The 25,027-nt window shown below is 60.5% G+C and carries 21 protein-coding genes; 13 read left to right on the forward strand and 8 right to left on the reverse strand.

Features of this window, described 5'->3' with window-relative positions; translation table 11 throughout:
• Positions 1 to 59: 59 nt before the first annotated feature.
• A complete protein-coding gene (locus C8J39_RS18575) occupies positions 60 to 386 on the forward strand; it encodes a hypothetical protein (protein WP_132833782.1) in 327 nt (108 codons plus the stop codon).
• Complete coding sequence (locus C8J39_RS18895) at positions 386 to 550, forward strand: hypothetical protein (RefSeq protein ID WP_165895316.1); 165 nt, start codon at positions 386 to 388, stop codon at positions 548 to 550. Before C8J39_RS18575 ends, C8J39_RS18895 begins: the two co-directional genes overlap by 1 nt.
• A gap of 88 nt (positions 551 to 638) precedes the next feature.
• Here C8J39_RS18895 and C8J39_RS18020 read toward each other — a convergent pair whose 3' ends face one another.
• Positions 639 to 818, reverse strand: coding sequence for a hypothetical protein (locus C8J39_RS18020; RefSeq protein WP_120301704.1), 180 nt, complete (start codon positions 816 to 818; stop codon positions 639 to 641).
• A gap of 173 nt (positions 819 to 991) precedes the next feature.
• On the opposite strand from C8J39_RS18020, the gene C8J39_RS18025 reads away from it, so the two are divergent.
• The 4 genes from C8J39_RS18025 (at position 992) to C8J39_RS18040 (ending at position 4,539) form a co-directional block, all read left to right on the forward strand.
• Positions 992 to 1,372: a hypothetical protein gene (locus tag C8J39_RS18025; RefSeq protein WP_120301705.1), complete on the forward strand. Its 381-nt coding sequence runs from the start codon at positions 992 to 994 to the stop codon at positions 1,370 to 1,372.
• 253 nt (positions 1,373 to 1,625) lie between these two features.
• Complete coding sequence (gene mobQ / locus C8J39_RS18030; RefSeq protein ID WP_165895318.1) at positions 1,626 to 3,107, forward strand: MobQ family relaxase; 1,482 nt, start codon at positions 1,626 to 1,628, stop codon at positions 3,105 to 3,107.
• Between the two features lie 51 nt (positions 3,108 to 3,158).
• Positions 3,159 to 3,536, forward strand: a complete 378-nt coding sequence (locus C8J39_RS18035) for a hypothetical protein (RefSeq protein WP_120301707.1) — start codon at positions 3,159 to 3,161, stop codon at positions 3,534 to 3,536.
• A gap of 28 nt (positions 3,537 to 3,564) precedes the next feature.
• Positions 3,565 to 4,539, forward strand: coding sequence for a hypothetical protein (locus tag C8J39_RS18040; protein ID WP_120301708.1), 975 nt, complete (start codon positions 3,565 to 3,567; stop codon positions 4,537 to 4,539).
• Positions 4,540 to 4,660: 121 nt separating this feature from the next.
• On the opposite strand, the gene C8J39_RS18580 is transcribed toward C8J39_RS18040, so the two are convergent.
• Both C8J39_RS18580 and C8J39_RS18045 read right to left on the reverse strand, forming a co-directional pair.
• Entirely contained in the window at positions 4,661 to 5,404 is a 744-nt protein-coding gene (locus C8J39_RS18580) for a hypothetical protein (RefSeq protein ID WP_132833783.1), read from the reverse strand.
• A gap of 71 nt (positions 5,405 to 5,475) precedes the next feature.
• Positions 5,476 to 8,337 (reverse strand): DEAD/DEAH box helicase, encoded by a 2,862-nt coding sequence (locus C8J39_RS18045; protein WP_165895320.1) that lies wholly within the window; start codon positions 8,335 to 8,337, stop codon positions 5,476 to 5,478.
• Positions 8,338 to 8,679: 342 nt separating this feature from the next.
• Between C8J39_RS18045 and C8J39_RS19195 the strand changes: the two genes are divergently transcribed.
• From C8J39_RS19195 to C8J39_RS18070, 7 genes are all read left to right on the forward strand, one after another.
• Positions 8,680 to 8,802, forward strand: coding sequence for a hypothetical protein (locus tag C8J39_RS19195; RefSeq protein ID WP_259457578.1), 123 nt, complete (start codon positions 8,680 to 8,682; stop codon positions 8,800 to 8,802).
• 38 nt (positions 8,803 to 8,840) lie between these two features.
• Positions 8,841 to 9,419: a hypothetical protein gene (locus C8J39_RS18050; RefSeq protein WP_120301710.1), complete on the forward strand. Its 579-nt coding sequence runs from the start codon at positions 8,841 to 8,843 to the stop codon at positions 9,417 to 9,419.
• A gap of 261 nt (positions 9,420 to 9,680) precedes the next feature.
• A complete protein-coding gene (locus tag C8J39_RS18055; protein ID WP_132833784.1) occupies positions 9,681 to 11,072 on the forward strand; it encodes a hypothetical protein in 1,392 nt (463 codons plus the stop codon).
• Between the two features lie 25 nt (positions 11,073 to 11,097).
• Positions 11,098 to 11,655 carry a hypothetical protein gene (locus C8J39_RS18060; RefSeq protein WP_120301712.1) on the forward strand — a complete coding sequence of 186 codons (558 nt, stop codon included), beginning with the start codon at positions 11,098 to 11,100 and terminating at the stop codon, positions 11,653 to 11,655.
• Positions 11,656 to 11,657: 2 nt separating this feature from the next.
• A complete protein-coding gene (locus tag C8J39_RS18065) occupies positions 11,658 to 13,787 on the forward strand; it encodes an AAA family ATPase (protein ID WP_165895322.1) in 2,130 nt (709 codons plus the stop codon).
• Between the two features lie 157 nt (positions 13,788 to 13,944).
• Positions 13,945 to 15,117: a hypothetical protein gene (locus C8J39_RS18585; RefSeq protein WP_132833785.1), complete on the forward strand. Its 1,173-nt coding sequence runs from the start codon at positions 13,945 to 13,947 to the stop codon at positions 15,115 to 15,117.
• A 273-nt stretch (positions 15,118 to 15,390) separates the two neighbouring features.
• Positions 15,391 to 16,500 (forward strand): hypothetical protein, encoded by a 1,110-nt coding sequence (locus C8J39_RS18070; protein WP_120301714.1) that lies wholly within the window; start codon positions 15,391 to 15,393, stop codon positions 16,498 to 16,500.
• Between the two features lie 87 nt (positions 16,501 to 16,587).
• On the opposite strand, the gene C8J39_RS18075 is transcribed toward C8J39_RS18070, so the two are convergent.
• The 5 genes from C8J39_RS18075 to C8J39_RS18095 all read right to left on the reverse strand — a co-directional run bounded on the left by C8J39_RS18075 (position 16,588) and on the right by C8J39_RS18095 (position 25,019).
• Entirely contained in the window at positions 16,588 to 17,805 is a 1,218-nt protein-coding gene (locus C8J39_RS18075; protein ID WP_220669835.1) for a Shedu immune nuclease family protein, read from the reverse strand.
• A gap of 134 nt (positions 17,806 to 17,939) precedes the next feature.
• On the reverse strand, positions 17,940 to 18,836 hold the full coding sequence (locus tag C8J39_RS18080) for a plasmid partitioning protein RepB C-terminal domain-containing protein (RefSeq protein WP_120301716.1): 897 nt from the start codon (positions 18,834 to 18,836) through the stop codon (positions 17,940 to 17,942).
• Positions 18,836 to 19,723, reverse strand: coding sequence for a plasmid partitioning protein RepB C-terminal domain-containing protein (locus C8J39_RS18085; protein WP_120301717.1), 888 nt, complete (start codon positions 19,721 to 19,723; stop codon positions 18,836 to 18,838). Before C8J39_RS18085 ends, C8J39_RS18080 begins: the two co-directional genes overlap by 1 nt.
• Complete coding sequence (locus C8J39_RS18090) at positions 19,720 to 21,291, reverse strand: recombinase family protein (RefSeq protein ID WP_120301718.1); 1,572 nt, start codon at positions 21,289 to 21,291, stop codon at positions 19,720 to 19,722. Before C8J39_RS18090 ends, C8J39_RS18085 begins: the two co-directional genes overlap by 4 nt.
• 515 nt (positions 21,292 to 21,806) lie before the next feature.
• On the reverse strand, positions 21,807 to 25,019 hold the full coding sequence (locus C8J39_RS18095; RefSeq protein WP_120301719.1) for a type I restriction endonuclease subunit R: 3,213 nt from the start codon (positions 25,017 to 25,019) through the stop codon (positions 21,807 to 21,809).
• Positions 25,020 to 25,027: the final 8 nt, after the last annotated feature.

Below are 25,027 nucleotides of genomic sequence, written 5' to 3' on the forward strand. Positions count from 1 at the left end.
GTTCCTAACACCCGGCTCATCGAGCCGGGTCCGCCCCATCATTGTATGAGGATGGCAGCATGGAGAATGACCCGCTCGAGCGTATCGCGGTCGCACTTGTTGAGGAGATCAGGGCGCGTCGAACGCCGACTTCCGATCCCGTTTCTCCACCCCAAAACTCACCGGAAGAGTCTCCAATTATCTCAACTGTCGCACCTCGGGTGGGTACTGCACGTAAGCGGGAACGCCGCGTGGCACTCTATCCGGCACACTACAGCCTGCGCGTCACTGACGAAGATCGTGACCGCTTTGACGCTTATGCTGAGCGTTATAAGCTGACGAGAGGCGAACTGTTTCGACGCATGCTGGACGCCCTCGACATCCTTGAAAGTGAGCGGGAAAAGTAATGCGAAACGTCGATAAGATCATGGACGAGGTCACTTCCGGTGAACGCATGCGCGCCGCTGGGGCGGACCTTCGTCGTGCGTACCGAATACGAAACATACTGCTCGCGATCGTTGGCGCCGAGGCGATCGTCTTCATCGCGCTGCGTACCTGGATTGCCGTCTAACACGTCACCCGATCGAGGCTGACAAGCCGTTTAAACCCCGTGGCGGATTAGCACGCGATGACGACCGGAGGGGGGCGCCGCGGCCACTCTATGACCGGCGACCGTCCTTTTCCTTTGCGACGCCTTTGAACGGTTTGCCGCCTTCTTTTTGATCCATGAACTGACCGGTGTCGGTGTCACGCTTCACGAAATCGCCGCCAGGTGCCTTCGTTTGAGTCCGATCATCAACCGAGCCTTTGCGGTAATCTTCGCCCGTATTTTTTGCCATGATACGCTCCTAATCCTGCGTCTTAGACCAAGGTGGGAAGCCGCTTTACGATCGCAAGAAGTGAGCGGATAGCGCGTTCCTGTAGCAACATTCGGCATTGATCCGCGTCAGAAGAACATGAACTGGACGGGCACGGACCATGCCCATAACATCGTCAGAGAGGGAGATTTTCGATGATCATCCAGACCCGCTTTGCCACTGCGATGTTGATGCCGATCATGGCTGTTGCGCTAGCGTCTTGCGGTACAAAATCAGTCGAGGGAACGTATAACGTAACCAACGCCCCGGTGCCCGGCATCGTCGCCACATTCGGTAAGAGCAGCTTCTCGTTTTCGTCAGGCGCATCGGGAAACTATGAGGTCAGCGGGGACAAGGTTATTCTCACCGGATCTCCCGTTACCGGCGCCTACACGATCAAGGGGGATACCCTCGTCGGCGATAAGTTTACCTTCGTACCGCGTGATCCAAACGACAAGTCGCCGGTGAATCTTGGACCCAGGGGTATGAGCAACGATCAGGAAAGCAGGCCCAAGCCCCGGCACTACCAGAACTGAAACCAGCGAGATCGACGCATGAAGGTCAAAGCAAGCCGCGAAACCAGGACGAGCTGATCCGATCCTGAGTCCGGTCGATATTGTCAGCTCCATGCAAATGGCGCACTTACACATTACTCCGTAACGTGGCGCGGCCGGGGCAATCCCCGACACCCCCGTCAAACCCGCGGAGCGGTTTGAGCCAAGGGGCGAGCCCCTTAGCGATCCCGGCGCCGATGGTGCCGAAGGTGAGACAAGGAAGGGCAGGGCCAGCGTGGCGCAGTACCGGTTCTCGGCACAGGTGATAAAGCGGTCCGACGGCCGTAGTGCTGTTGCCGCAGCCGCTTACCGTGCCGGCGAACGTCTGGTCGATGAGCGTCTGGAGATGCCGTTCGACTATCGTAACCGGGGCGGCGTCGAGCATACCGAAATCATGCTGCCGGAGGGCGCGTCAGCGCAGCTTGGCGACCGCTCGACCTTGTGGAACGCGGTGGAGCAGGCCGAGAAGAGGGTTGATGCGCGCGTATCGCGTGAGGTCCAGCTTTCGCTGCCGCACGAGCTGGATTTCGAGCAGCGTCAGGCGCTCGTCCGCGAGTTCGTTCAGACCGCCTTTGTCGACAAGGGCATGATCGCCGATGTGGCGATGCACACCCCCGATGCCGAAGGCGACCAGCGCAACTACCACGCCCATGTGATGCTCACCACGCGACGGGTCGACGGGCAGGGGTTCGGTCAGAAGGATCGGGACTGGGATAAGCGCGAGCAGCTCGCCGAATGGCGCGAGCAATGGGCCGAAACTCAGAACCGGCACCTGGTCAAAGCAGTGGGTCCAGACGCCCCAAAGGTGACGCACAAAAGCTTGCTGGACCAGGGCAAAGCGCGCGAAGCAACGATCCACCTTGGTCCTACGGCTAGTGCGATTGAGCGCAAGGGTGAGCGCAGCGATCGAGGCGACGTAAATCGCGATGTTGCCGCCAACAATGCCGAGCGTCAGGCCCTCGCCAAATCAGCCGTCGAGCTCGATGACAAACTCACCGCTTTGTCACCGCAAACGCAAACACTATCCATAAGTCTGACGAAAGAGCTGGCCGAATACGGCACCACAATGCGCCGTCAGGTCGCAGCATGGAAAGCCGAGAAAGTCGCGATCCGGCCACCGGCAATCGTCAAAGCGTGGGAAGTTCGCCGCGAGGTTATGAGTCCGGCGAAAGCGAAACTCGCCGACGCCCAGCGTGAGCTTGAACGTACTAAGGACCGCGTCAAACATGTCGCCGGCAAGCGCACCACGCTCGCCAGCTTCATCCGTAATCCGCAGCGCGCGATATGGGCCAAGATCCGGGAGGTTCATGCGATGGACCGGGCGCGGCTGGAAGTCGCGCGCGCGCGTGCCGGTGTGAAGGTTCGTGAGGAATGGTTTCGTAGCGAGCGGGGGCAAAGGTTCGTGACGTCACGCGTTGATGCAGCGCGACAAGCAGTTCAGCCTGCGAAGGCAAAAATGCGCACCCTCGAACGGAAAATCCGCCGCGTAGAAAAGCGTATCGGCAATGTTGAGAGGCTGCGTGAACGCGTACAGATTGCCGAGCAGCTTGGCGTCAAATCGTGGCAGCGCCCAATCAAGACATTGTCCCCGCAAGGGTTCGTCCGGCAACTCGACGCGGCTGTCGTGAAAGCCCTTCAGCGCGCCACACCGCAGCAGCTTCAGCAAGCGCGGCAGCAGGTTCGCTCGCTTGCTCGCGGGATCGGCATTTCTCGTTAAGCGGACCTGCCATTAGCGTCAGCGACAACGGCGGGCCGAAAGGGGAGGGCAATGGTCGATCAAGCTAACAGCGTCACAGCGCTAAGGGACGAATACCGACAGCGGCGAGACCTCGCGAACTTCTATCAAGGGCAGATTACCGCCCTAAATACAGCCCCTGTGCAGGCATGGTCGACGATGGCGCTCTTCGTTTCGATCGCAGCGCTGGGGATCAGCACGGCAGGGGCGCTCACATTTTCACAAAAAGCGTGGATTGTATTGGTGGCGTTGGTTGCTGGAGTCGGACTGACCGGATGGTCAAAATACAAACATGGTCAGGAGGCAGAGGTTCTCCGCGCACGGTATCTGGCGGAACATGCTCAGCTTTTTCCTGATGTTCCTCCCATCGAGCTGGTGGGCTTCCTTCTAACGGGAAACCACATATCCTGAGCAGCCTTGGCTCGTTGAAGGTGGATGCATGTCTGAACGCCTGACGATCGACCAGATCGACCAGTCGCGGCCGATCGCCGAGTGGAAGTCACTGGTCGCTGACCGCGGCAGGCGACGCCACATGAGCTACACCTCCGATTTTGACACCCGGGCCTACGTCTTCGAGGAGCCAGGGGAGGGCTGGGATGAGGAGCCGCGACGCCTGCATTTGGAGAACCGAGAGCGCGTGCGCGCAGGTCTAGCCCGTGAGTTCGGCGAGCACTGCTTGGACTCCAAGATCGCCGATTTCGTAGCGATTGGCTCCAAGCCCTTTTCAGTGGTGCGCTACCATAACTCCTTCTTCGACCAGGTCCGGCGCTCTTTCGTTGTGGGCGCCTACTACCCCGCCCTGCTTGGAGCCTCCGCGCTGGGCGAGCGCATCCTCAACCATCTGATCCTCGATCTTAGAGACGATTTCCGGCATACTCCAGAGTACAGGGCGGTGGCGGGAAAGGGCTCGTTCGCCGACTGGAGCCGTGCGATCGGTACGTTGGAAGCCTGGGGCGTGCTGCTACCACGCGCAGTTGACGAGTTCCGCGCGCTCATGTCGTTGCGGCACCGGTCCATCCACTTCAACGCGTCCACCTACGCCACCCTACGCGACGACGCGCTGGCGGCCGTGCTGCACGTTCGCGAAATCATCGACCAGCAATTCACTGCGTTTGGCCTGCGACCCTGGTTCATTGACGGCACGCGCGGTCTGATATTCATAAAGAAGGAATGGGAAGAGAACCCCTTCATTCGCGCCTTCTACCTACCGAGCTGCCCCTTCGTTGGTCCGAATGTCGCAATCTCGTTCAAGAACGGCCTCTCCTTCTACGACACGCCCGATTACGGCGATGGGGAGTGGAGCGACGTGGAGTTTGCCGAGACCTATGAGACGCGATCGCCGAAGGATGTCACTCGCACGCCCGAGGACGAGGAGGCCGACCGGTTAGAGGCGGGCGACCAACGGGCCCCGTAATGGACGCAGTTTGTCCTTCTAGCGCATCTGTTTTTCATCAGCGGCGCAACCGAAGGTTGTGACGTTGGGGGGCGTCAGGCCCTGATAAAAAATTTATCGGTGAACCTGGGTAAGAGGGAAATCAGTCAGCTCGGTTGAGTCTCCCCAGTTCAAGCAGCACGTCCTCAAGAGATAGATTTTCCATCAAAGCTTGTTTGTAAGTTTCTGCCGTTTCTCTTAGTGCTATAAGCCGTTGATGGGGTCGCTCTTCCTCAAGATATCTTGCTAGCTCACGAAAAAATGGCTCACCATCTTTCATGTTCACGTCAATGACTGAGCGTTCCATTCCGTCGTCAGCGTGCAAATATTTTATATCTTGTTGGCGATCATGATCTTTGGGAATTTCTGAGAGCCAAAGCGTTCTGTATGTCAGGCCCGCTGTACGAGAGTAAGGTACTGGATGATCTTCATGAGTTCCCAAGCGCCCTTGCCAAAGTAGTTGTTGAGCTTCAAAAAAGATACCGAATTTGCTAGGAACAAGATCCCGGTAGGTCTTTTCGAAGGCGGGATCGAGTACGCGCACTTCCGCGTAAAGGTCACGCACAAGTCGATCGAGCTTACCTAAATTATCGGCTTGCCGTCGCAGCAGACTTTCAGTCCAGGAGGGATTGATTGACATTATGTAGCGATTGCCGTCACGGCGGTACTCTTTTAGTGATTTTTCGAGGAGTTTTATCAACTCCTCAAAAACCTCAATAATGTCGTAGGCTGTCACAAGTATAAGGTGCAGCCGTGCAGACACCTTCCGCTTGTTCCTGCCACGCTGAAATTCACTCAGCTTGACGAAATCAAGACTTTTTAAGACCGACATAAAGAAGCTTAGCATTTTGTAATGCTAACCTATTTGGGCAAGGCTGCAATGTGAATGTCGCCTTCTCGACAATTACAGCTGCTCGCTTAACCGATCACCGCGTTCAGATCATTAAACACACCGGCTGAGCGCCACAGCGACCGGTTGCCGATTACGTAGACTGCCTCCTTCGAGCGCGTGACCGCCACGTTCAGGAGGTTGGGCTCCTTGCCGGCCCATCCCCGAGCGCCGGTCTGGTCGCCGTTCGGAGCCCCCAGGACAAAGATCACCGCTTCGGCTTCGCGGCCCTGTACGGTGTGGATCGTACCGATACGTTCACGGGTCCAGCGGTCGAGATTGGGGATGGCAGCAGCGAGAACCGCGCTGTCTCCCAGCAGCCTCCGCAAACCATTTGCCACGATCACGAACGGGGTTACAACGTAGAGGTCGGGGGCGATGCCGGAAGCGATAATTCGCTCGATCATTGCCAGGGCTTCCTGGCCTTCCTCCAGACACCATTTATCCTCGCCCGCGCCCGCCACATCGATCCACCGCGACGGCCCGAGCAGATCGCGGATCAGCGACGGCTGCGGTCTCTTGGCCTGCACCATCAGGTTTTCGTACGCGATGCGATTGGCGATATCGAACATGGGCGAAGAGCAGCGGCGATGCACGAGCAGCGGCACGCCCACCGTTCGACTGCCCAGCCGGGCTGGGAACTCGGCGAACCAGGCTGTGGCATCATCGGCAAGCGTCTGGACCGAAGCATGTGGCGCGCCGAACCGTTGGGCATCAACACCGAAGGTCTGACAGATCGCCGCGGTCAATCGATCCGGAAGCAAGACCACGGGCGGTACCTGGATGGGATCGCCAACGATGATGGCCCGGTTGGCGCGCATGATCGCGCCCACAGCCTGCTGAGGAGCCGCCTGTCCGGCTTCGTCGACGAGAAGCCAACCCAAGGCCTCCGGTGGCACCTTGCGGAGCATAGTGCTGACGGAGGCAAAAGTGGTCGACATGGCCGGCACCACCAGGAACAGGCTCGACCATAAGTCGGGGATCATCTCGTCCTTGGCGGCATTGGCGAAACCCTTGCCATCGAGCACCTGCAAGGCCGCATTGAGGTTATGACGCAGGGGCTTTGCAGCGGCGTCGATGAAGGCACGATGGAGGTCCAGTGCCGCCTGAAACAGGGCATCGCGCTGGCGGTGTTCTTCGGCGGTAAGCCAAGGTGCGGTGGGCTGACGCTGCTCGTTTCCTTGCTCGAAAAACGCATCGTCGATGAGGGGAGCGTGACGTGCTGCGCGGTCCTGCTGAAGGCGCTCCAGCAGCGGCCCTAGCGCTTCTCCGATGCTCGCGGCACGAGCCTTGGCGCCGAAACTCAGCCATGGCGAGCGCGTCAGCAATTCGCCTAGCGGCTTCGGGATTGCACCGGTCTTCGAGGCCGCCGCGGCATTGGCTGCCAACGTCGATGAGAGCGGCAGATGCTCTGCCTTCCAGGTGCGATAGCGCGCCAATCCGAAGAGCTGATGCAGCCATCCAGGGCGCTCCATGGCATGATCGCGGGTAGCGTTGAACGACCGTTCGACAGGCGGGAGGTGCTGCCAGCGCAGGCGGAAAGACTCCACCGCCGCCATAGTGGCTGCAACCTCTTTCTCTATGCTGCGGAAGCGGCTTCGTGCCGCCTGCCAACGACCCAGGGCTTCCCGCCGATCGGTTGGCGGGGCGAGTTCGCTAACGATGATAGGCGGCCGTTTTGTGCCGTCCGGTAGTTCGATCTCAGGTTTGCGGCCATCGACCGCCTTCAGGTAGGTGAATAATCCGGTCTCGGGATCCCACCAGAAGCTGTTTTTAAAGGCGCTCCGGTTTGTGGCATTGCCCAGCACCGCAGCAATGGCGCCCCAGCTTTCCGACCCTAGCAGGCCATCGGCGAGTGGCTTGAAGTAGCGTAGATCGGCTGCATCATGCGCCACGGCTCCCAGCGCCGGCAGCTCGGCGCTGACGTTCTCGACAGCCTTGTTGTTCGACGATGCGATCAGCATCTCAAACCCCTTCAGGCTCTTGTCGAGGCGGTAGAGGTGGAGCCAGCCATCGCCGGCTTTCAGCTTATGGCCGGATGAAGAGAAGGCCTGCTCTGGGTCATCCAGCGCCGCCATGGCGCTGGCGCGTTTTGTCACCAGCGCGGCGATCACGTCACGGAGCAGCGTGGTCTTGCCGGTGCCGGGCGGACCGTTAACCGCCAGTATCTCGCCGGGGCCCTGATCGATGGCGAGGTTGACGGCCGCCTGCTGCATCAGAACCAAGGGATGCCGACCGGGACCAGGCCAGCGTGCCGACGGGAAGCGGGCAGGGGCGACCGCCTGCTCTATCGCCGCCTCATCGTGGAGCAGGTCTCGGCGGGACGAGGGCTTCAGCGCTCCCATGAATCGCTGAAGCGCTTGCGGCGCGCGCTTCTCGCGGAACAGCCTGGTTGCGCTATGCAGGTCCTTCAGGAAGAAGCTGTTTAGCAGGAGCGGTTCCGGCGGGTTGCTTGATCGGAAGGCTACCAGGCTGCGTACGGCAAAGGCGGGCGGGCGCACCATCGCCTGATCCACACCCAGTCTCCCGACCAGCCATGTCCAGGCCCCCGTGATGGCGGCCATGTCGAGTGGCATCGTCTTGCCATCGGGACCTTCGCGGGACAGCCGCTCATGCAACGCGTCCTGGAGCTGGGTGCCAGCCTGCTCCCATTCGCTGAGCGCGGCTGGATCACCGGACAGTGCGAGAGGGAGGCCCCACGCGAAGCTGGAGACCACCGCGCAGTTATCAGGGATCGGGCGGCCTTCGCGATCGACGATCACGATGGCGAGCGGCGTTTCACCCCGCCCGTTTGGTCGCTCAGGCCGACTGTCCGCGAAGCGCTGGAGCAGCTGCTCCATGGCGGGCGGCATGGACAGCGAACCGAGTACGATCTGGAAATAGAGCCGCATGCCTTGGGGGGCTTTTCCAGGCCCGTTCTCCCACGGCAGTCCTCGATCGAAGCGGGCGACACGCCGGCCATCGCCACCTGCCAGGTCAGCCGGCGTCCGGAACGACGCAGGCGACAGCACCTCTAGCACTGTCCAGGCGCGCAATATGTTCTCTGGGTCGTTCGCAACCCTGCTTCTGGGTGCGAGGGGCGGGGTTGGCATAGGCGTGCTATCTGGCGATGGCTGGGTCGCTTGCTGAGGCTGGGGCTGGGGCTGAGCTTGCGGGGCAGGGGAAGCTTTGGGTGCCCTACCGCGCATCTTCTCCAGCCTGCCACGCAGCCGAAGTGCCCGCTGAGTATTACGATGATGCAGTTCGCCGAGGAGCGCATCGTTGATCGGGTTGGCGCCCGGCATATCGACGACGAGCCTTTCGAGCTGGTCGATACCAAGATCGATATAGGGGCGGTTGGTGCTCATTCGGGCTGAGCTTGCGTCATCTGGCCCGGATCCGCCATCCTGCCCCCATGATTCAGCTATTCGGTTTCCGCGCCTATATGTTCGAAAGCGGCCTCGACCGCATTCGTGACAGTTTCCGAGCGTCGATCACCACTATGCAAAACCACTCGCGTGACGCGAACGACCTGTTGCTCGATTACATCACCAGTGGGGTGGATGACTCAGAGTACGACGACGAAGGCGCGCTCATTAAAAGCACCCGGCACGAGCTTCAACATGCCGCTCTCGAGACCACGCTGGCGCTGAGTGTCGTGCAAGAGGCGTTCATCACCAGTGCTTTCCACTATTGGGAACGCTCGGCACGGGCATGGACCGGCCTTCACAAGCCGATCTTCGAGGCTCTGGTTAAGGAGGTGCGCAAAGCCGATATCTCGGTGAGCGATGAGCTATCAGCGGTGAACACACTCAACAATCTCATTAAGCACAACAACCCCGACCGTGCGCTCGACCTTGTAAAGACTTGGCCCGACCTGTTTATTACGCCCCCTTACAGCACCTTACGGCGAGAGCTGACATGGCGTCTTGGGATCAACAACGCGACTGTCGAGCGTGTATTCTCGATCGTGAAGGCTTCTGGCCCCGTCTAAATACGCGCTATCCATGTATTGACGTCAGAACTCCCGGTTGTGACGCCATTCACTTCCCAACTTTTGGGCAAATTACGGTATGTCGGCTTCGGATCACTAACTACGTGAGCAACGGCCGGGTAATGTTCGACAAGCGGCCTTTCGGTACGTTCGAGACGATGACGCGAACCAAGAAACCTGGCCATCAGCTATCGTTTCATGATGCACGGCGCGCCTGACGGCGCTACAAAGTAGCCCGTCTTCAACCCTACTGGGACAGCTTTGGCCACCATACCAGCAGAATTGCTTCAGAGCCTGGCTGTCCCCGGCGGGGGACAGGTCGCCCTCGTTATTGGCGCTGGCTGCTCAGTAGACCATCCGACGAGCATTCCGCTCGCTGGCGATCTCTCAGAATCAGTCGAGCGCCAACTGGTTCTTAACGGCCGCTTGCAAGCAAATCAGTGCCCGAACCCACGCGATCTTGCCGCACTCGCCAGCCTGATGTTTCAGCTCTGCAACAACCAAGTTGAACTGGTTCAGTGTTTTCCAATTCGGCGAATGCGACTTGCGAGAGCCAACCTCGGCTATAAGCTATTAGTGGCTTTGATGGCGGAGGGCGCCGTCAGCCATGTGCTATCGCTCAACTTTGATCTGGCGATCCAGAATGCCGCTGCCGAACTCGGTATTGAGATCGAAACGATAGCGGCCGTGAACGAGCCCGTGCCAATCCGCTCGGCGCTGGTTCAACTGCATGGGAATGCGAACAGCGAGCCCGACCAGCTTGTCCTTCGAACGGAAGTAATGGACGGAGAATGGATAGGCCAATGGCACCAGGTCGTGGCACAGCAAGTGCTGGCGGCTCCGGCCGTGCTCTTCGCTGGCCTCGGCTCGCCGGCACCCGTCCTTACCTCAACAATAGCAATGATCCAGGGCGCTCTGGGCGGTAACAAGGCGCTATATCAAGCCGACATCGTCCCCTTCGCGCAAAGCGGCTTTGCTGCGCAACTCGAAATCCCCGAGCAGCGCTACATCCAGGGATCGTGGGACGCAGTGCTCATACGCCTCGCCGAGCGCATCGCCGCGCAACAGGTCGACTCGCTTTCGCGCAGTGGCCGCGCGCTTTTGGTGGAGAACAACCACGGCGAAGCGGACCTTGAGCGGTTTACACACCTCGCCTCTAAGCTCGCCGGCCACTCACTGCTCACGCTAGGCAAGATCCGCGCGTTCGCCGATCTGGACCGCGACAAGCTCTATCGGGCGCACACCGTTCGCGACGACGAGTTGATGTCGGAACCGATGCTCCGGCTTGTCCAAGTTGCGGAGCGGTTCGGTCTCGACACGGTACCAACAGCCGCCGGCACTTGGACGTTGCGACGGAACGGTCAGCCCGTCGCTCAGATAGTGCTCGCGACCGGGGGCGGCGTGCGCCGAATGGCCGCCGTTGAAACCCGTGCCAACGCCATCTGCGCCACGATCGCGGACAACTCTCAGATGCCAGTCGACATCGTGCTGATTGGCGGCCTAATAGACGCTGCGCCGGTGTTCGATCACGTCGACCTCATTGCCGACGAGGATGCAGATGACATCATTGGCGGCCTCGTCGCTCCCCTTCTGGTCTCTGCCAACGATCCGAATCACCTCGACCAGATTGGAGGGCTGTTGAATGTCGCCTGACGGCTCCTCGCTTTCAGCATCGTCCATGATCGCTCTCGCCAGCGAGACTCTTTCGATCAACGGCTACCGCGTTGTGCGCGACATGACCGACATGAAGAAGCTCCGAGACCAAGCCCTTCTGGCCGAGGACTCTTATAGCGTGATTTCGGTAGTCGCCTTCGAAACTTGGCAGCAGCTCGAGAAGGACTGGGCGGAAGCTCAAGCCGACCTCGTCGACCTTCTTGCCCGCCGTCTCACCCGCTCCGCACCGAAGGCTTGGGACGGCTATCTCGTCCTCCTGTGCGCAGGCGAGCCTTTGGACCGTCTCGCCGTCGACCGGATTGAGCGCGATACCTCCAGGGTTCGGAAGATTGTTGCGACAGGAGCCAAGCTGCGTACAAGCGCCGACGTGGCCCGCGTGTTGGACCTCCTGCTCCCGCTCGACCTTCCAGGCGACATTTCCGCCCTTGAAGATGTTCTCGACGCACTACCCGAACTTATGAAGACGACCCTTGACCGTGCGAAGCTAAAGATCGTCGTCGACGCCTTCCGCAACGGTGAACCCCCACTCGAGCGCCTGCACGAAAGCGGTGGTGGGCGATGAGGTTGAGGTCGATCACAATTGAAGGGTTTAGGGCGTTTGGCCGTCAGGCGACAATCGATCTCGACGCGGACGTCATCCTTCTGCAGGGGCCTAATGGCGTCGGCAAAACTTCCCTTCTCGACGCGATCCTATGGGTGCTGGCCGGCACGATCGCGCGCTTCGGGGATCGAGGTACGCCCATATCAACTTATGCACGCGAGGGCCGCGCGCGCGTCGAGCTGATTATGTCGGGCGACGACGGAGACGTGGTTCTCACGCGAGCGACCGATGGCAAGTCGGACGACTTCGTGCGTCTCCGGATTGGCGAGAAGGAATACGAGCAGGCGGCCGCCACACAGCAGCTCTGCAACCTGCTTTTACCTCACCTCAAAGACCGCGTCGGCGCCCGTGATGCCCTGAACCGGGTCCTCACGCGCGGCGTTTACCTCCAGCAGGATCTTGTCCGCCAATTTATTGATGACGACAGCGCCGCCGATCGCTTTGCGCTCGTCAGCGAGGTAATAGGCGCTGGCGCTGTTCTCGAACTCCAGGCCGCGCTTGAGAAGAGCCGTCGGTCATGGGCCGCCAGCACCACTGCTTTTCGCAAGGACGAACTGGACCCACTAACGGTCCGGGTCGCGCAGATTGACGAACATCTTGCTCGTCTCTCCGATGGCGGCACAGTCGCGAGCGACGACGCGCGGCAGGCGTCCACCACACTTTTTCAGCATGCGGTCGCGCTGCTGGGCGAAACCCAGTTCGGCCCCGACGCGGCGCCGACGACCCCGGCGCGGCTCGACCGCTTTCTTAAGACGTTGGATGCTGAGCGGAGCAGGCTCGAGCGCGATCTCGCCACGACCCGCAACCTGCTCGAACAAACCCCGGAGCTGTCCTCCACGGTGGCCTTGGACAACCCTGTCGACAAGCTCCGGAAAGATGAAAGTGAGCTGGTCGCACAACTATCAGCAGCGGACGACGCCATACGACTTGAAAATGCCCGGCTGGCCGCCGAGCGACAGGCTCAGGTTGACGCTGCAGACCGTGCGCAGCGCGCTGCAACCATGGCCAAGCTGGCCCTTCAGGACCTCGGTAACCACTGTCCCGTATGCCAGCAGACCCACGACGTGAGCCACACGATCGCACATCTCCAGACACTGATCGAGGCAGCCTCAGACGTCGGCCAGAGCACCACGACGAACCGGCTAGGTCCGCTCACAGAGGAGCGCGCCAAGATTCAAGCATTGCTAAGCCTCATCCGGGAGGATCTCCGCCGAACGGAGAACGATCTACGTGAGCGAACGGCACGGCGCTCGATCCTCACGGCGCGGCTCTTAGACCTCGGAATTGACGGCAGCAGCGATGCGGGCACTGCCCTTCGCGAGCGCGACGACGCAATCGAGGCGATGCTTGGAACGCTCGCTAAACTGCTCGCGGACGGCGAGCGCTTGTCACTGCAGGTCCTGCGACTGGGCGAGCAGCGCCAGCGCGACGAGCTCGCGGCTGAACGCGCCCAGGTCGCGGAACGCCTGGAACTGGCTAAGAGGCGGATTGCCGGCGAGGAGGCCACGCACGTGCTTTCCGGGCGCATCATTGACGGCCTGCGCGACGCGTCGCTCGCGGTAACGGCCCAGCAGATCACTCAGATCGCGCCGCTGTTCCAGAGGATTTATAGTCGCATTGATCCGCACCCGACGTTCCGCGTCACCGAGATTGTGGCAGGCATGGAGCGTGGCCGTGGAAAGCTCGAGGTGGGCATCTCCGATCCAGACGCGTTCGCAAGCGCTCGGGACGCCGGTCCGCTGCTGTCGAGCTCTCAGATGAACTCTTTCGCGCTTTCGCTCTTTCTAGCCATGAATCTTGCTCTACCCAGCCTGCGGCTAGGCGTGACCGTTCTCGATGATCCCCTGCAAAGTCTCGATAATATAAATCTGCTGGGTCTTGTCGACATCTTGCGGCGCTTTCGCGCTCACCGCCAGATCATCGTTTCAACACACGAAGAACGCCTAGTGGGATTATTGCAACGCAAACTCCGGCCTGTGCTTCCAGGCGAGCGTATGGTGACAATGGTCTTTGAGAGCTGGAGCAGGGAAGGCCCGGCAATGCGAACGGTCGAGTTCGCGCCGACGAAGGAAGAGAAAGTGATCGCCGCGTAATTTAATAGAAGCAAACCCATTAAAACTGGAATGTGAATGGGCGGCGTGTTTCATTGACTGCCGGGCTACTCCGGACGTCGTATTATGGATATAAGTGTAATAACCGGACGGCTCTTACGCAGCAGCCTGACTGGGTAAGAATAAAAGGGGGGAATATTTGAGTATTTCTGAAAAGACGCTTGAGCTAAATGTCACGCATGAATTACTCGCGCTAGCCAATGGGGTGTCGTCTATTTTTTGGAACCGGATGCCCCGGCGTACTATTGCGCCGCCACCCGGGCCGCCAATCTACGCTCTTGGGCTTACCTTGAGGGAAGAGGCTAGGGCAGGTTGGGATGTCTCGATCGAATTGCCGGTCCATGGTTCAACACCTTCTAAGATATTTTTTCTTCAATTTAAATTGGGCGAAAGTAGGACCTACTCAAAATATCCCGGTTCCGTTTTCTTACGCGGTAGTGCCAAGCCGCAGCACATCGTATTCGAGTTCAACAATAATAAAATCCGGAATCAGCACAGCAGGCTGAAACATACCGCTCAGCAACTGGGGAGCCCCCAAGCGGCTATTTATGCCCTTCCTCTCGTGACGGAATTAGGAGAGCTTAAGATACGGGCGGGGCGTCTATTGATGCACACAGCGTTCGTCACTGCTATAGCGATTGATCGGACAGCCACGCCTCCAGTTCGGGATGGTACACCGCGTAAAATAGCTATTTCGTCGACCAATCCACTGCTGCGGGAGGTTAGGTCAAAAGCGCGGATGATAGAGGATGATGATGTTGGAGCCGAGCTGATCGCCGAGGTACTTGCAGTCCGACTTCATCGAGAGATGGTTGCCTGGAGTGAGCCACACAAGTGGCTTATACCAGAAGCGAGGAGGCATGTCGCTCGGCAAAGTCGTTTAATCGCTAAAGGATTGGCGGAGTGGCTAGGCTACTTCTTTGATGTTAATCCGCGAATTATTATTAGAATGTTTTCAAATCCTGATTCGTGGAAAACTGTAGCAGGCGATTTGGACGGCGGACATTACCAGGAGTTTGTAAAGTCTGAAATGGAGGATTTACTTGGGCAGATAAGTGATTCGGACAATGAAGACGAAGGGGACTCCGAAATCTATATTGAAGATATGACGATAGATCGCCTATCTAGAATAGTAAATATGAATCGTTCGCTTATTAACGCGTTAATATCAGGTAGTTGGATTGGTGAAGTTCCTGAACTACCAGAGTTAAATATACTCATATCTGCTGAAGATGTAATGCAGGTTCGTGTCGAAGTAGCGGAAGAAGGAATTATTCCAGGGTCTGCCCGGTTAAACTACCTTGTTGTATGATAGTGACTGTGGGAGGCTGAAGGGGCCTTTCTCAGTTTTAGTGACCGGGTTTCAATGATGTCTTGCCGAGGCCAGCGAGGCGTTCGCGCCGTTTAGCCGACCCTCCGCGAATGATGAACTCGTTCAATGTTGAGCTGAGCAAGCTCGGCTGCAATGGTGCAGGATGGGAAACCAATCAGCGAACAAGATGCCAACGCCGGCACGTCACGAAAATCGACAGCGCTCTGCGCGCGCGCTTAGCTACGAAGTGCCGTACGGGTCTTGTAGTCCGGCATGACTGTCCCCCATTTCGAGCGAGAGTTCGATCGGTTTAGCGAGACCGTCTACCGGCGGTTTAACGACGGTTCATTCACCAGCTTCCATAGCGGCGCGGCCAAGGGCTGGGAGGGCTACAAGCCGCTCCTCAGGGAGCGCGCCCTCGCCTCACTTGGGCCGGAGTCGTGGACCGAGGCGGATGTGGGGACCGGAACGATCCTCGCGCGCGCGATCGACGCCATCGAGATCCCGGGCAGCGACCAGACTCGGAACAACCTCGTCTCGTGGGAGGGTCGCTACGGGCCCGGAAGCGCAGGACACGCCACACTCCTGGCGGCCCGGAAAGATCCTGCGCGGAGACGAGCCCTCGAGCGCTGGATGATGGACGCGTTCCGCGAGGAGTCAGACGCTGGCCAGCTCTTTGAGAGGCTGCGAGGCCATGCAGGGGACGGCTATCCGTTGGCGGCCTACCTCTTCTTTCTCATGGACATCGAGCGTTTCGCGCCGATCGCGCCGCGCACGTTCGACGAGGCGTTCCGGCGTCTCGGCATCGGCTTGGCGACCAGCGGCCGTTGCTCGTGGGACAACTACGCCGCGTTCAACAACGCACTCGAGGACGTGCGGGGGCGACTGATCTCCAAGCCCGGGCTGGCCGACGCGCGCCACATCGATGCACACTCTTTCTGTTGGATGCTGGTGCGGATGGAGGACGAGCGGTCCGGCGGCGAGAAGGCGCCCGGCGCCGTGCGATACGCAAGCGCGAAGCGGCGCTCGATCGTGGACATGGCCGTCAACGCCGCTTCGGCCTCCGCGCAGTCGGGCCGGGTGTCCACGACGACGCGCAAGGATAAGGAGATGCACCATCACCAGCGCGAGCTGGAGGTAATCATCGAGCGGCTTATCGCGGAGCAGGAGGGCATCTGCGCGCTCACCTCGCTGGCGCTCCAATGGCACGGCGAGGCCGAGGACCCAGCGATGCTGGCGTCGCTCGACAGGATCGACAGCGGTGGCCACTATTCGGATGGCAACCTCCAGATTGTGTGCCGCTTTGCTAACATGTGGAAGGGCGCCACGCCCGACGGGGAGTTCAGACGACTCCTCGATACCGTGCGATCGACGGCCAGGTAGTACGGTGGGTCACGGAGTTCGGTAGCCTCAGGCCGAACGATGGTCGCACACACGCCTCACCCCGCTGAGCCGCGACCTACACGCTGCTCAGATGTCGGTCTCGTCGTCGATCCGCCTGCGAAGCGAAGCGATGACGTTATCGAGGCGGCGCAACAGGTCGTCATAGGACATGATGTCCATTACGTTCGCGTACTTTCGCCTGACGACCTCAAGATCGACCGCCTGTTCGCCCCAGACCCCGCCCGTCGGATCCCGTCCGAGGATCACGATGGCCTTCGGGTTCGTCACCCGTATCGACATCCCAGGAGGTAGACTCGCCGCATACCGCTCTGTCAGCGTACGCTCGCCGTCCAGCCCCCACTTGGACAGGTGAAACAGGTACTTTTCCGCCTGCATGATCGTCCCGGAGAGCTCCCGGCTCGGAAAACCGTTCTCACGGTAGTCGCCACCCGCCAGCAGACCCCCGCGAGGCCGCTTGATCTCGATCACATCCAGGTTCCCGGCGGCGTCCACCAGCGCAATGTCGATGAAGCGCCTGCGTGAGCGGCCCGGTGTCGAGTACACGTCGGCGATCTGCATATTCTCGAGGATCGCCACGTACTTAGGGAAGATCAGCAGCAGAAACTTCATTAGGAGCTGCTGCCAGTCGCGTTCTACTCTGACCTCGGCAGCGCTGAGCCAGCTGCGCAGCGTGTCGCGGATCAGCTGATACTTCGCGAGCTCCGCCTCGAGCAGCTCCTCGGTATCGAGCGAGCCGGTCGCGCCGATTGCCTTGTGGCGGTTCATGTACTCCTCGTAGTGCCGCCGGGCATCAGCCATGCCGTCGACATACTGGCCGACTACGTCTGCGACGCGCGCTCTGGCGTAGCGGTCCAGCTCGGTCGTCGTCGGAAACCTAGTGAGCAGCCGCTCGAACTCGGGGATGGGTATAGAGCCTTCCTCGTTGCCGCCGATCACGATCTCGCCACCGGTGGGCATGACCGCAGAGAGGCCGCGGAAGATGGACATGTCGCGGTGAGCGACGAACAGCCGCCGCTCCAGTGGTAAAGCGTCGGCGATTCGCACGTCGTGAGCGATGCCGAGGCGCCTACCCTCGATGACGCGGAACCCGGCACGCCGCGAGCCGAAGCGGAACCGGTACACGAAGCCCTCAATGTTCTCGAAGTCCTCGTCGCTGGGCAATTCGCCCAAGAGATCGGCGCGTTCGAAGTGGAAGACCTTGGCAATCCTGACCCGCCCCTCAGTCCGCAGCTTCGTCCAAACCCACCGGGCGTCCCAGCTCTCGGGCTCGTATTCGAGGACCACGCCCCGCCCCAAACGGTCCTCGAACCTTAGTGCCATTTCGTCAAAATCTCGTCAGCATTGCATCGCTCATTTGCATTTTGGATCATCTATCCGTCCGTTCGGCATAAGGATGGCATACCGCCTGATCGACGGCACTACGCTGCCTTCTGCAAGTCGCTTAGCTTCTGAAACTCCGACAGGATGTCGGCATAGTGCTGGGCGAGATGGCGAACCACACGGACGTTTCCAAGCAGCCGGTTCACGTAGCCGGTAGCCAATAAGAGATCGAGGTTATCTGAGCTGTAGCTCTGCTCAATACGCCGGAACTCTCGATCCACGTTCTCGGACTCACGCTGCATGGTGGCAATTTGGTCCTCAGTGAGACCAGGTATCCGGCGCGGCCTGCCAGCTACCAGCTCATCATCGGGTGTCGAGGCGACCAGTGATTTGGCGTAACTGACTGAGAAGCGGTTCATCGATATCATCGCCATGACGGCCGCGACTTGGCGCACGGCCTTCATGAACCTTAGTTCGGTAAACACGTGGATCGGCACGTGTCGATCCTTCAGCAGGTCGGCCGCTTCCGGACAAATCCCAACCAGCAGGTTCCTCTTCATGCGGATGTGGGCGATGTTGACGTTGAGAGCGCGGGCTAGCCTCTCCTCCGAGACACCCTTCTTGACCGCGTTCAAGATCATCCGGTGCTCTTGGATCGTCGCGATCCGACTGATGCGCTTGTTGTAGGTGAAGGCTTCGTCTTCCGTTGCGACCAAGCAGACGATATGAGTTTCGCCACGCTCTCGCATGATTTCGAGACGAAGATGCCCGTCGAGAAGGTGGTAGCGGTCCACGTCCGCCGCATCCCTTGCGACCACAGGCGGCTCGATGATGCCCACCTCTGCGATCGATGCTGCAATCTGACCGTACTTCACCGACTTCTTAATGGTGGCAGGCACAGAGCGGAGAGGTAGAATGGCATCGATCGGAATGCGCAAGCTCGCTTCCTCGAATGCCAGCTTGATTGATCCCGTCGCTCCATGCTTCCCTTTCATCAGCCTGTTTCCTCCAATCGTAGTGCTATGTTCTCGGGCATAGAGGCAAGGTCCTCGTCCTCGATCAACGCCATGAACTGTTCGCTGCGGGATAGCCGGCGAAGTGCCTCGGCAATCAGCCTCAACCGGTCCAGCGTCGCATTGGCGCGGCGGATCATGGCCTGTTTGCGGTCCACATCTTCCCGAAAGGCGCGGACGAGCGCCGCGGGCGACATCTTCTGGCTGCCGCCATGGCCAGGTGGGGCTTTAGGGCTCTTGCCGCGGCGTCGCCTCGTCTCGACGAGCCGCTTGGCGGCAACCAGCTTGCGACCCCGTAGATCGCCTCGCTCATAGGCGGTTTGGAGAGCACGCTGTACCTCATGGTCCTCCGCCTCAGCGATCTCGACCGCAACGCTAAGTGGAATGATGCGAGCCTCGACCGAGCGCAGCAGGCGTTGCTCTCCTTTCTCGATCAGCCGCGTAACGCCGCTCACATATTCGATCGTGAGACCCGTCTTTCTGGCTATAGCGGACGGGCTATGACCGCGTTCGCGCATGCCGCCAATATCCTGCAGGAGGTCGATCGCGCTGTGTTGGCGGCGCGCGCAGTTCTCGACTAGGCTGGCGATGAGGCAGTCTTCCGCGTCTGCTGTGACGACGAGGGCGGGCACCTCTTGTTGACCGAGCGCCTCATAGGCTTCCAATCGACCCTGTCCGCACACCAGGTCGTAGAAGGGGCCATCGGCTTCGATCCGGCGTGTGACTGTGATTGGCCGCTTGAGGCCGATTTGAGCAATGCTGTCGACGATCTCCGTGAACCCGCGTTTGTTGCGCGTCCGGGGGTTCACGACCGTGATCCGGTCGAGCGCAATCCATTCGACACGCTGCGAAGGGCGTGCGCTACTCATGCCGCGTGCGCCCAGCTGCGTCGTGCTGCCATGCGGTGGAAGGCGGAGAGGTCATCGAACCGATAGGCGTCGAGCGACAGCCCGTTATGCTCGCAAAGCTGCAGCACTGCCTCTCCCATGTCGAGGCGAGGTAGTAGGTAATAGTCGCGAGGGAGCTCGTTGCCCGAATCCATGCGAACTACGACGGTTAGATCGGGCCGAAGTGCCGTATCCAGCCGTATCTTCCAGCGCAACGATCCACTGGCAGTTGTAACGCAGCGAACGACCACCAATGAGGCGGTAAACTCGCCGTTGACGGTGAGCAGATCGGTATCAGGATTGCCCTCGACCTGGCCGCCTGCGTGGCGGAGCGCCGCAATCGTGTCGGCGACGATTACGGGATGAAGCCGCCGCAGCTTCCGGTTGATTTCGAGGTAGCGATAGTCGCGGTCGGGAGCGAAGCCGACCAGCTCATAGGCACGCAGCAGACCGCCGAAGCGGGTACGATAGGCGCTGCTAGAAGGAGCGTCTTCGGCTTCGTCGATGATGAGACCGGTCAACATGCCCTGTCCTTCCAAGATAGAGGCTAGCAGCTCGAGCATCTTTGTGTCGCTCAGGCGATCGGAGCGTGCGTCGATGATCTCTCTGGCGCGGGTGAACGATGCTCGATCGACAAGCGGTGCGAACACACCCTCGGCTCGGATCCACTCACCCTCGGCGTTCGCCACATGGCGGTTCTTCAGCTTGAAGGAAGTGCGCGCCCATACGTTGTCGCCGACATATTTCTCGTTGATGAGCACTTGGTGAACGGTGCCCCTCGACCATGGCCGTCTCAGATCAGTGACGATACCGCGGGCGTTCAGCAGCCCGACGATGTCACGCTCGCTTTTTCCTTCCGCAGTGAACAGTCGATAGATCTCCTGAACCACCGCCACCTCTTCAGCCGGTCCCGGTACGAGAATGACGCGATCGGTCGCGATGCTTTTCTGTTCGCCGCGACCAAGTTCACCCTTGGGCTCGCCGTTCACATCAACCAAGAGCCGGCGCAGTCCGAATCCAGCGGCACCACCCTGACGGTAGCCGCGTCGGATCAAGTTGGCCTGCCCGGCGAACACCTTTACCGACAGCTCGCGGCTGTACTCGGCTGCCATGGAGCGCTTGACGGTCTTGATGATCGATGAGCTGATGCTGCCGTCGTTGCGAAACTGCTCAGCACAATATTCCACCTGAATGCCAGCGGTGCGGATGTGCAGTTCGTGCATTGCCGCCTCGTCCGGATCTTGAAAGCGGCCGAGCCGACTTACGTCATAAACGAGCAACGTCTGAAAATCGGTACGACCTGCGTCGATGTCGGCAAGCAGCAGCTTTAGGCCTGAACGACCGGAAAGGTTCAGTCCGCTTTTGCCGTCGTCTGTGTAGGTGTGGACGACGTCGTAACCGTGATCTTCCGCAAAGCGCCGGATCGCAACCGCTTGGTTGTCGGTCGAATATTGCTGATGATCGGTCGACATGCGGACATATTCCGCTGCACGAACCCGGGGCGGGTCGGGCGGCTCTTCATCCTGCGGCGTGTTCCAGTTGATGACCATAAGCGCCTCTGAGCGGAAGGTGCGCGTGCTCCCTCGTCATCACTAGCTTGGAAGGAGCGGCAACATGTTTCCGAAAACTGGCAACAAGTTGCCAAAACGGTCGGAGCGACTAACCGAGGCGGACTATGCACTCGCGATTAGCGAGGCGTTGAAGGCAGAGCTAGGGACGGGCGCTAATGCCGCTAAGCAAATCCAACGCTGGACGGGCACAGCGGATCGGACAGCCCGTAACTGGTTAACTGGGGTTGTCGGACCTCGCGGGCATCATCTCATAGAGCTGGCACGGGAGTCCGATGCCGTACTAGCGGTTGTAATCACGATGATGGCGAGGCCGGAACTAGCACTCGCACCCGATTTGCATGCGGTCGAGGTCGCCCTTGCCAAGGCGAGTGGTGCGTTCGAGGTGCTACGGCGTCAACGAACGGGACCCCGGTAGTAACCTACTTGAGCGGGTCACAACCGGAGGGTTTTGACACAGCCGGGTACTTGGGATCGTGACGTCAAAAAATTCGCGGTTACCAAGCCCCAACCAGCAATTCGGCCTGCTGCAGCACCGTCTGTACGGCTTCGTCCTGGAGGTCCGGCGGGAAGCCATATTTCCGGAGAATACGCTTCACCAGCACGCGCATTCGCGCCCTGGCATTTTCTCGGTGTGACCAGTCGACCGTCGCACTAGCCCTGAGGCTGTTGACGAGCTCTGCTGCGATCAGCTTGAGGCTGTCATTGCCCATGATGTCGACCGCACTCTCATTGTTGGCGAGCGCGTCGTAAAAGGCGATCTCCTCTGGCGTAAGGCCTTCTGCCTCGCCGCGCGCCTGACTGGCCCGGATTTCCTTGGCCAGGTCGATCAATGTCTGCAGCACCTCGACCGTGCTGACGGCATTCGTGTGATAGCGCGCGATCGCGTCGGTCAGGCGCTCGGAATAGCGACGACTCTCGACGGCGTTGGATTTGCTTCGCGAGCGGATCTGGTCGCCGAGCAGCTTGCGGAGCGCCTCCAGCGCCAGGTTTGGGCGGTCCATCGCCTTGACCTCGGCGAGGAAGTCGTCGGACAGGATCGAGATGTCGGGCGTGGTCATCCCCGCGGCGCGCAGGATGTCGACGATCTCGGTCGACACGACCGAGCGGTCGATCAGCTGCTGCACCGCGAAATCGCGCTCTCCCGCTGACCCGCTGGCGCCCGTCTTAGTAAGCGCGGCGCGGATCGTCTGGTAGAAGGCGACATCGTCGCGAATCGATCGAGCCTCGTCGCTGGCCGCGGCGAGCGCATAGGCCTTGGTCAGCGCCAGCACCGCATCCTGGAAGCGACGGTGCGCGGCCTTGCGCGCTTCGTCCGACGTTTCCTTTGCGGCCGCGGCATGTTGGCGCGCCAAGATAAACTCGATCGCCTGCGACAGGCACTTCAGCCGCGCGACGGGGGTACCCGACACGCCGGACGTGACGTCAAAGCCGTGGAACATCGTCGCCACGATGTCGAATTGCCGGAGCAGCACCGCGACCGCCTGCGCCTCGTCGATCCCGGTCTGCCCCGCATCCGACGCGGAATATTGGCCGAGCGCCTTTTTCAGATTCTGCGCGATGCCGATATAATCGACAACCAGCCCGGCGGGCTTGTCGCGGAACACGCGGTTCACGCGCGCGATCGCCTGCATCAGCCCGTGGCCGCGCATTGGCTTGTCGATGTACATGGTGTGCATCGACGGCGCGTCGAAGCCGGTCAGCCACATGTCGCGGACGATGACGAGGCGGAGCGGGTCGGCCGGATCCTTGGCGCGCTTCGCCAGTAGGTCGCGGCGGGCCTTGTTGCCGATATGCGGTTGCCAGGCGGGGATGTCCGCGGCGGAGCCGGTCATCACCACCTTGATCGCCCCTTTCGTGTCGTCGTCGCTCTCCCAGTCGGGGCGCAGCGTGACGATCGCGTCGTACAGCGCCACGCAGATCCGCCGGCTCATGCAGACGACCATCGCCTTGCCGTCCATCGCCGCGACCCGGTCCTCGAAATGCGCGACCAGATCGGCCGCGACCATGTCGAGCCGGTTCTTGGAGCCGACCAGCTTCTCCACCGCCGACCAGCGCTGTTTGAGCCGCTCCTGCTCGCTGGCCGCCTCGTCCTCGGTCAGGCCGTCGATCTCGGCGTCGATCACCGGCAGCGCTTCGGCGGGGAGTTCGATGCGCGCGAGGCGGCTTTCGTAATAGATCGGCACCGTCGCGCCATCCTCGACCGCGCGGCTGATGTCGTAGACGTCGACATAGTCGCCGAACACCGCAGGCGTGTTGACGTCGTCCTTTTCGATCGGCGTGCCGGTGAAGCCGATGAACGAGGCATTGGGCAGTGCATCGCGCAGATATTTCGCGAAGCCGTAAGCCAGCTCGCCGGTCTTGCGGTCGATCCGCGCGCGAAAGCCATATTGCGAGCGATGCGCCTCGTCGGCGATGACGATGACGTTGTGCCGGTCGCTTATCTGAGGATAGTCGTTGGTCCCGGACACAGGCGCGAACTTCTGCATGGTGGTGAAGATCACCCCGCCCGAGGCGCGGTCGAGCCGCGCCGTCAGATCCTCGCGGCTGTCGATCTGTATCGGGGTTTGGCGGATCAGGTCGGCGCACATCGAGAAGGTCGCGAACAGCTGATCGTCGAGGTCGTTGCGATCAGTGATGACGACGATGGTGGGGTTTTCGAGCGCGGGCGTGCGCACCAGCAGCCCTGCGTAAAACGCCATCAGGAAACTCTTGCCGCTGCCTTGCGTGTGCCAGATCACGCCAATCCGCCGGTCCCCCGCAGGGTAAGCCGCGGCATCGGGCAAGCCATAGTGCAATGGGCTTTCGCGTAGGGCAGTGCCCGCGCCCGAAGCCAAACCCGGCACGGCGCGCAGCGTGGCGGCGACCGCGCGCTGGGCGGCGTGGAACTGGTGATAGCCCGCGATGATCTTGACGATCCCGCGCCCAGCATCGCCGAATACGGTGAAGTCGCGGATCAGCTTCAGCAGGCGGTGCTTGTCGAGCACGCCCGCGATCATCGTTTCCAGCTCGGGCACGCCCTTCGGCGCGATCGCGTCACCGTCGACGGTGCGCCACGGCATGAACCGCTCCGCGTCGGCGGTGAGCGATCCGATCCGCGCGGTCACGCCATCAGAGGCGATCAGCAGCGCGTTGGTGCGGAACAGCGATCCAATCTCGCGCTTGTAGGTCTGGAGCTGGTTGTAAGCGCCGGAGACGGTCGCATTCTCGTCGCCGGGGTTCTTCAGCTCGATCACCGCCAGCGGCAGGCCGTTGACGAACAGGACAATGTCGGGGCGCCGCACATGCCCGCGTTCGATTACCGTGAACTGGTTGACCGCCAGCCAGTCGTTCATATCGAGCCCGGTGGCTATGGCGAAATCGATCAGCCGCACGCGGTCGCCGCGGATGCTGCCGTCGCTGTCGCGATATTCGACTGGAACGCCTTCGACGATTAGCTTGTGGAGACGGCGGTTCTCCTCGACCAGCGAGGGCAGCTCGACCGCCATGACCTTGCGGATCGCATCCGCGCGCGCGTCTGCGGGTATTGCTGGGTTGAGCCGGTCGATGGCGGCGGCCAGCCGGGCGGGGAGGATGACGTCGCCGTTCGAGGCACGCTCGGGCGCGCTGCCATCAGGAGACGCATCGGCGCCATACGCGACGTGCCAGCCATGCTCCGCCAGCCAAGTGAGCGTCGCCTCCTCCACCACTGATTCGGTCAGCTTCGCCATGGGCGCGT

Origin of the sequence: Sphingomonas sp. PP-CC-1A-547, from assembly GCF_003610375.1 — a bacterium.
Lineage (GTDB): Bacteria > Pseudomonadota > Alphaproteobacteria > Sphingomonadales > Sphingomonadaceae > Sphingomonas.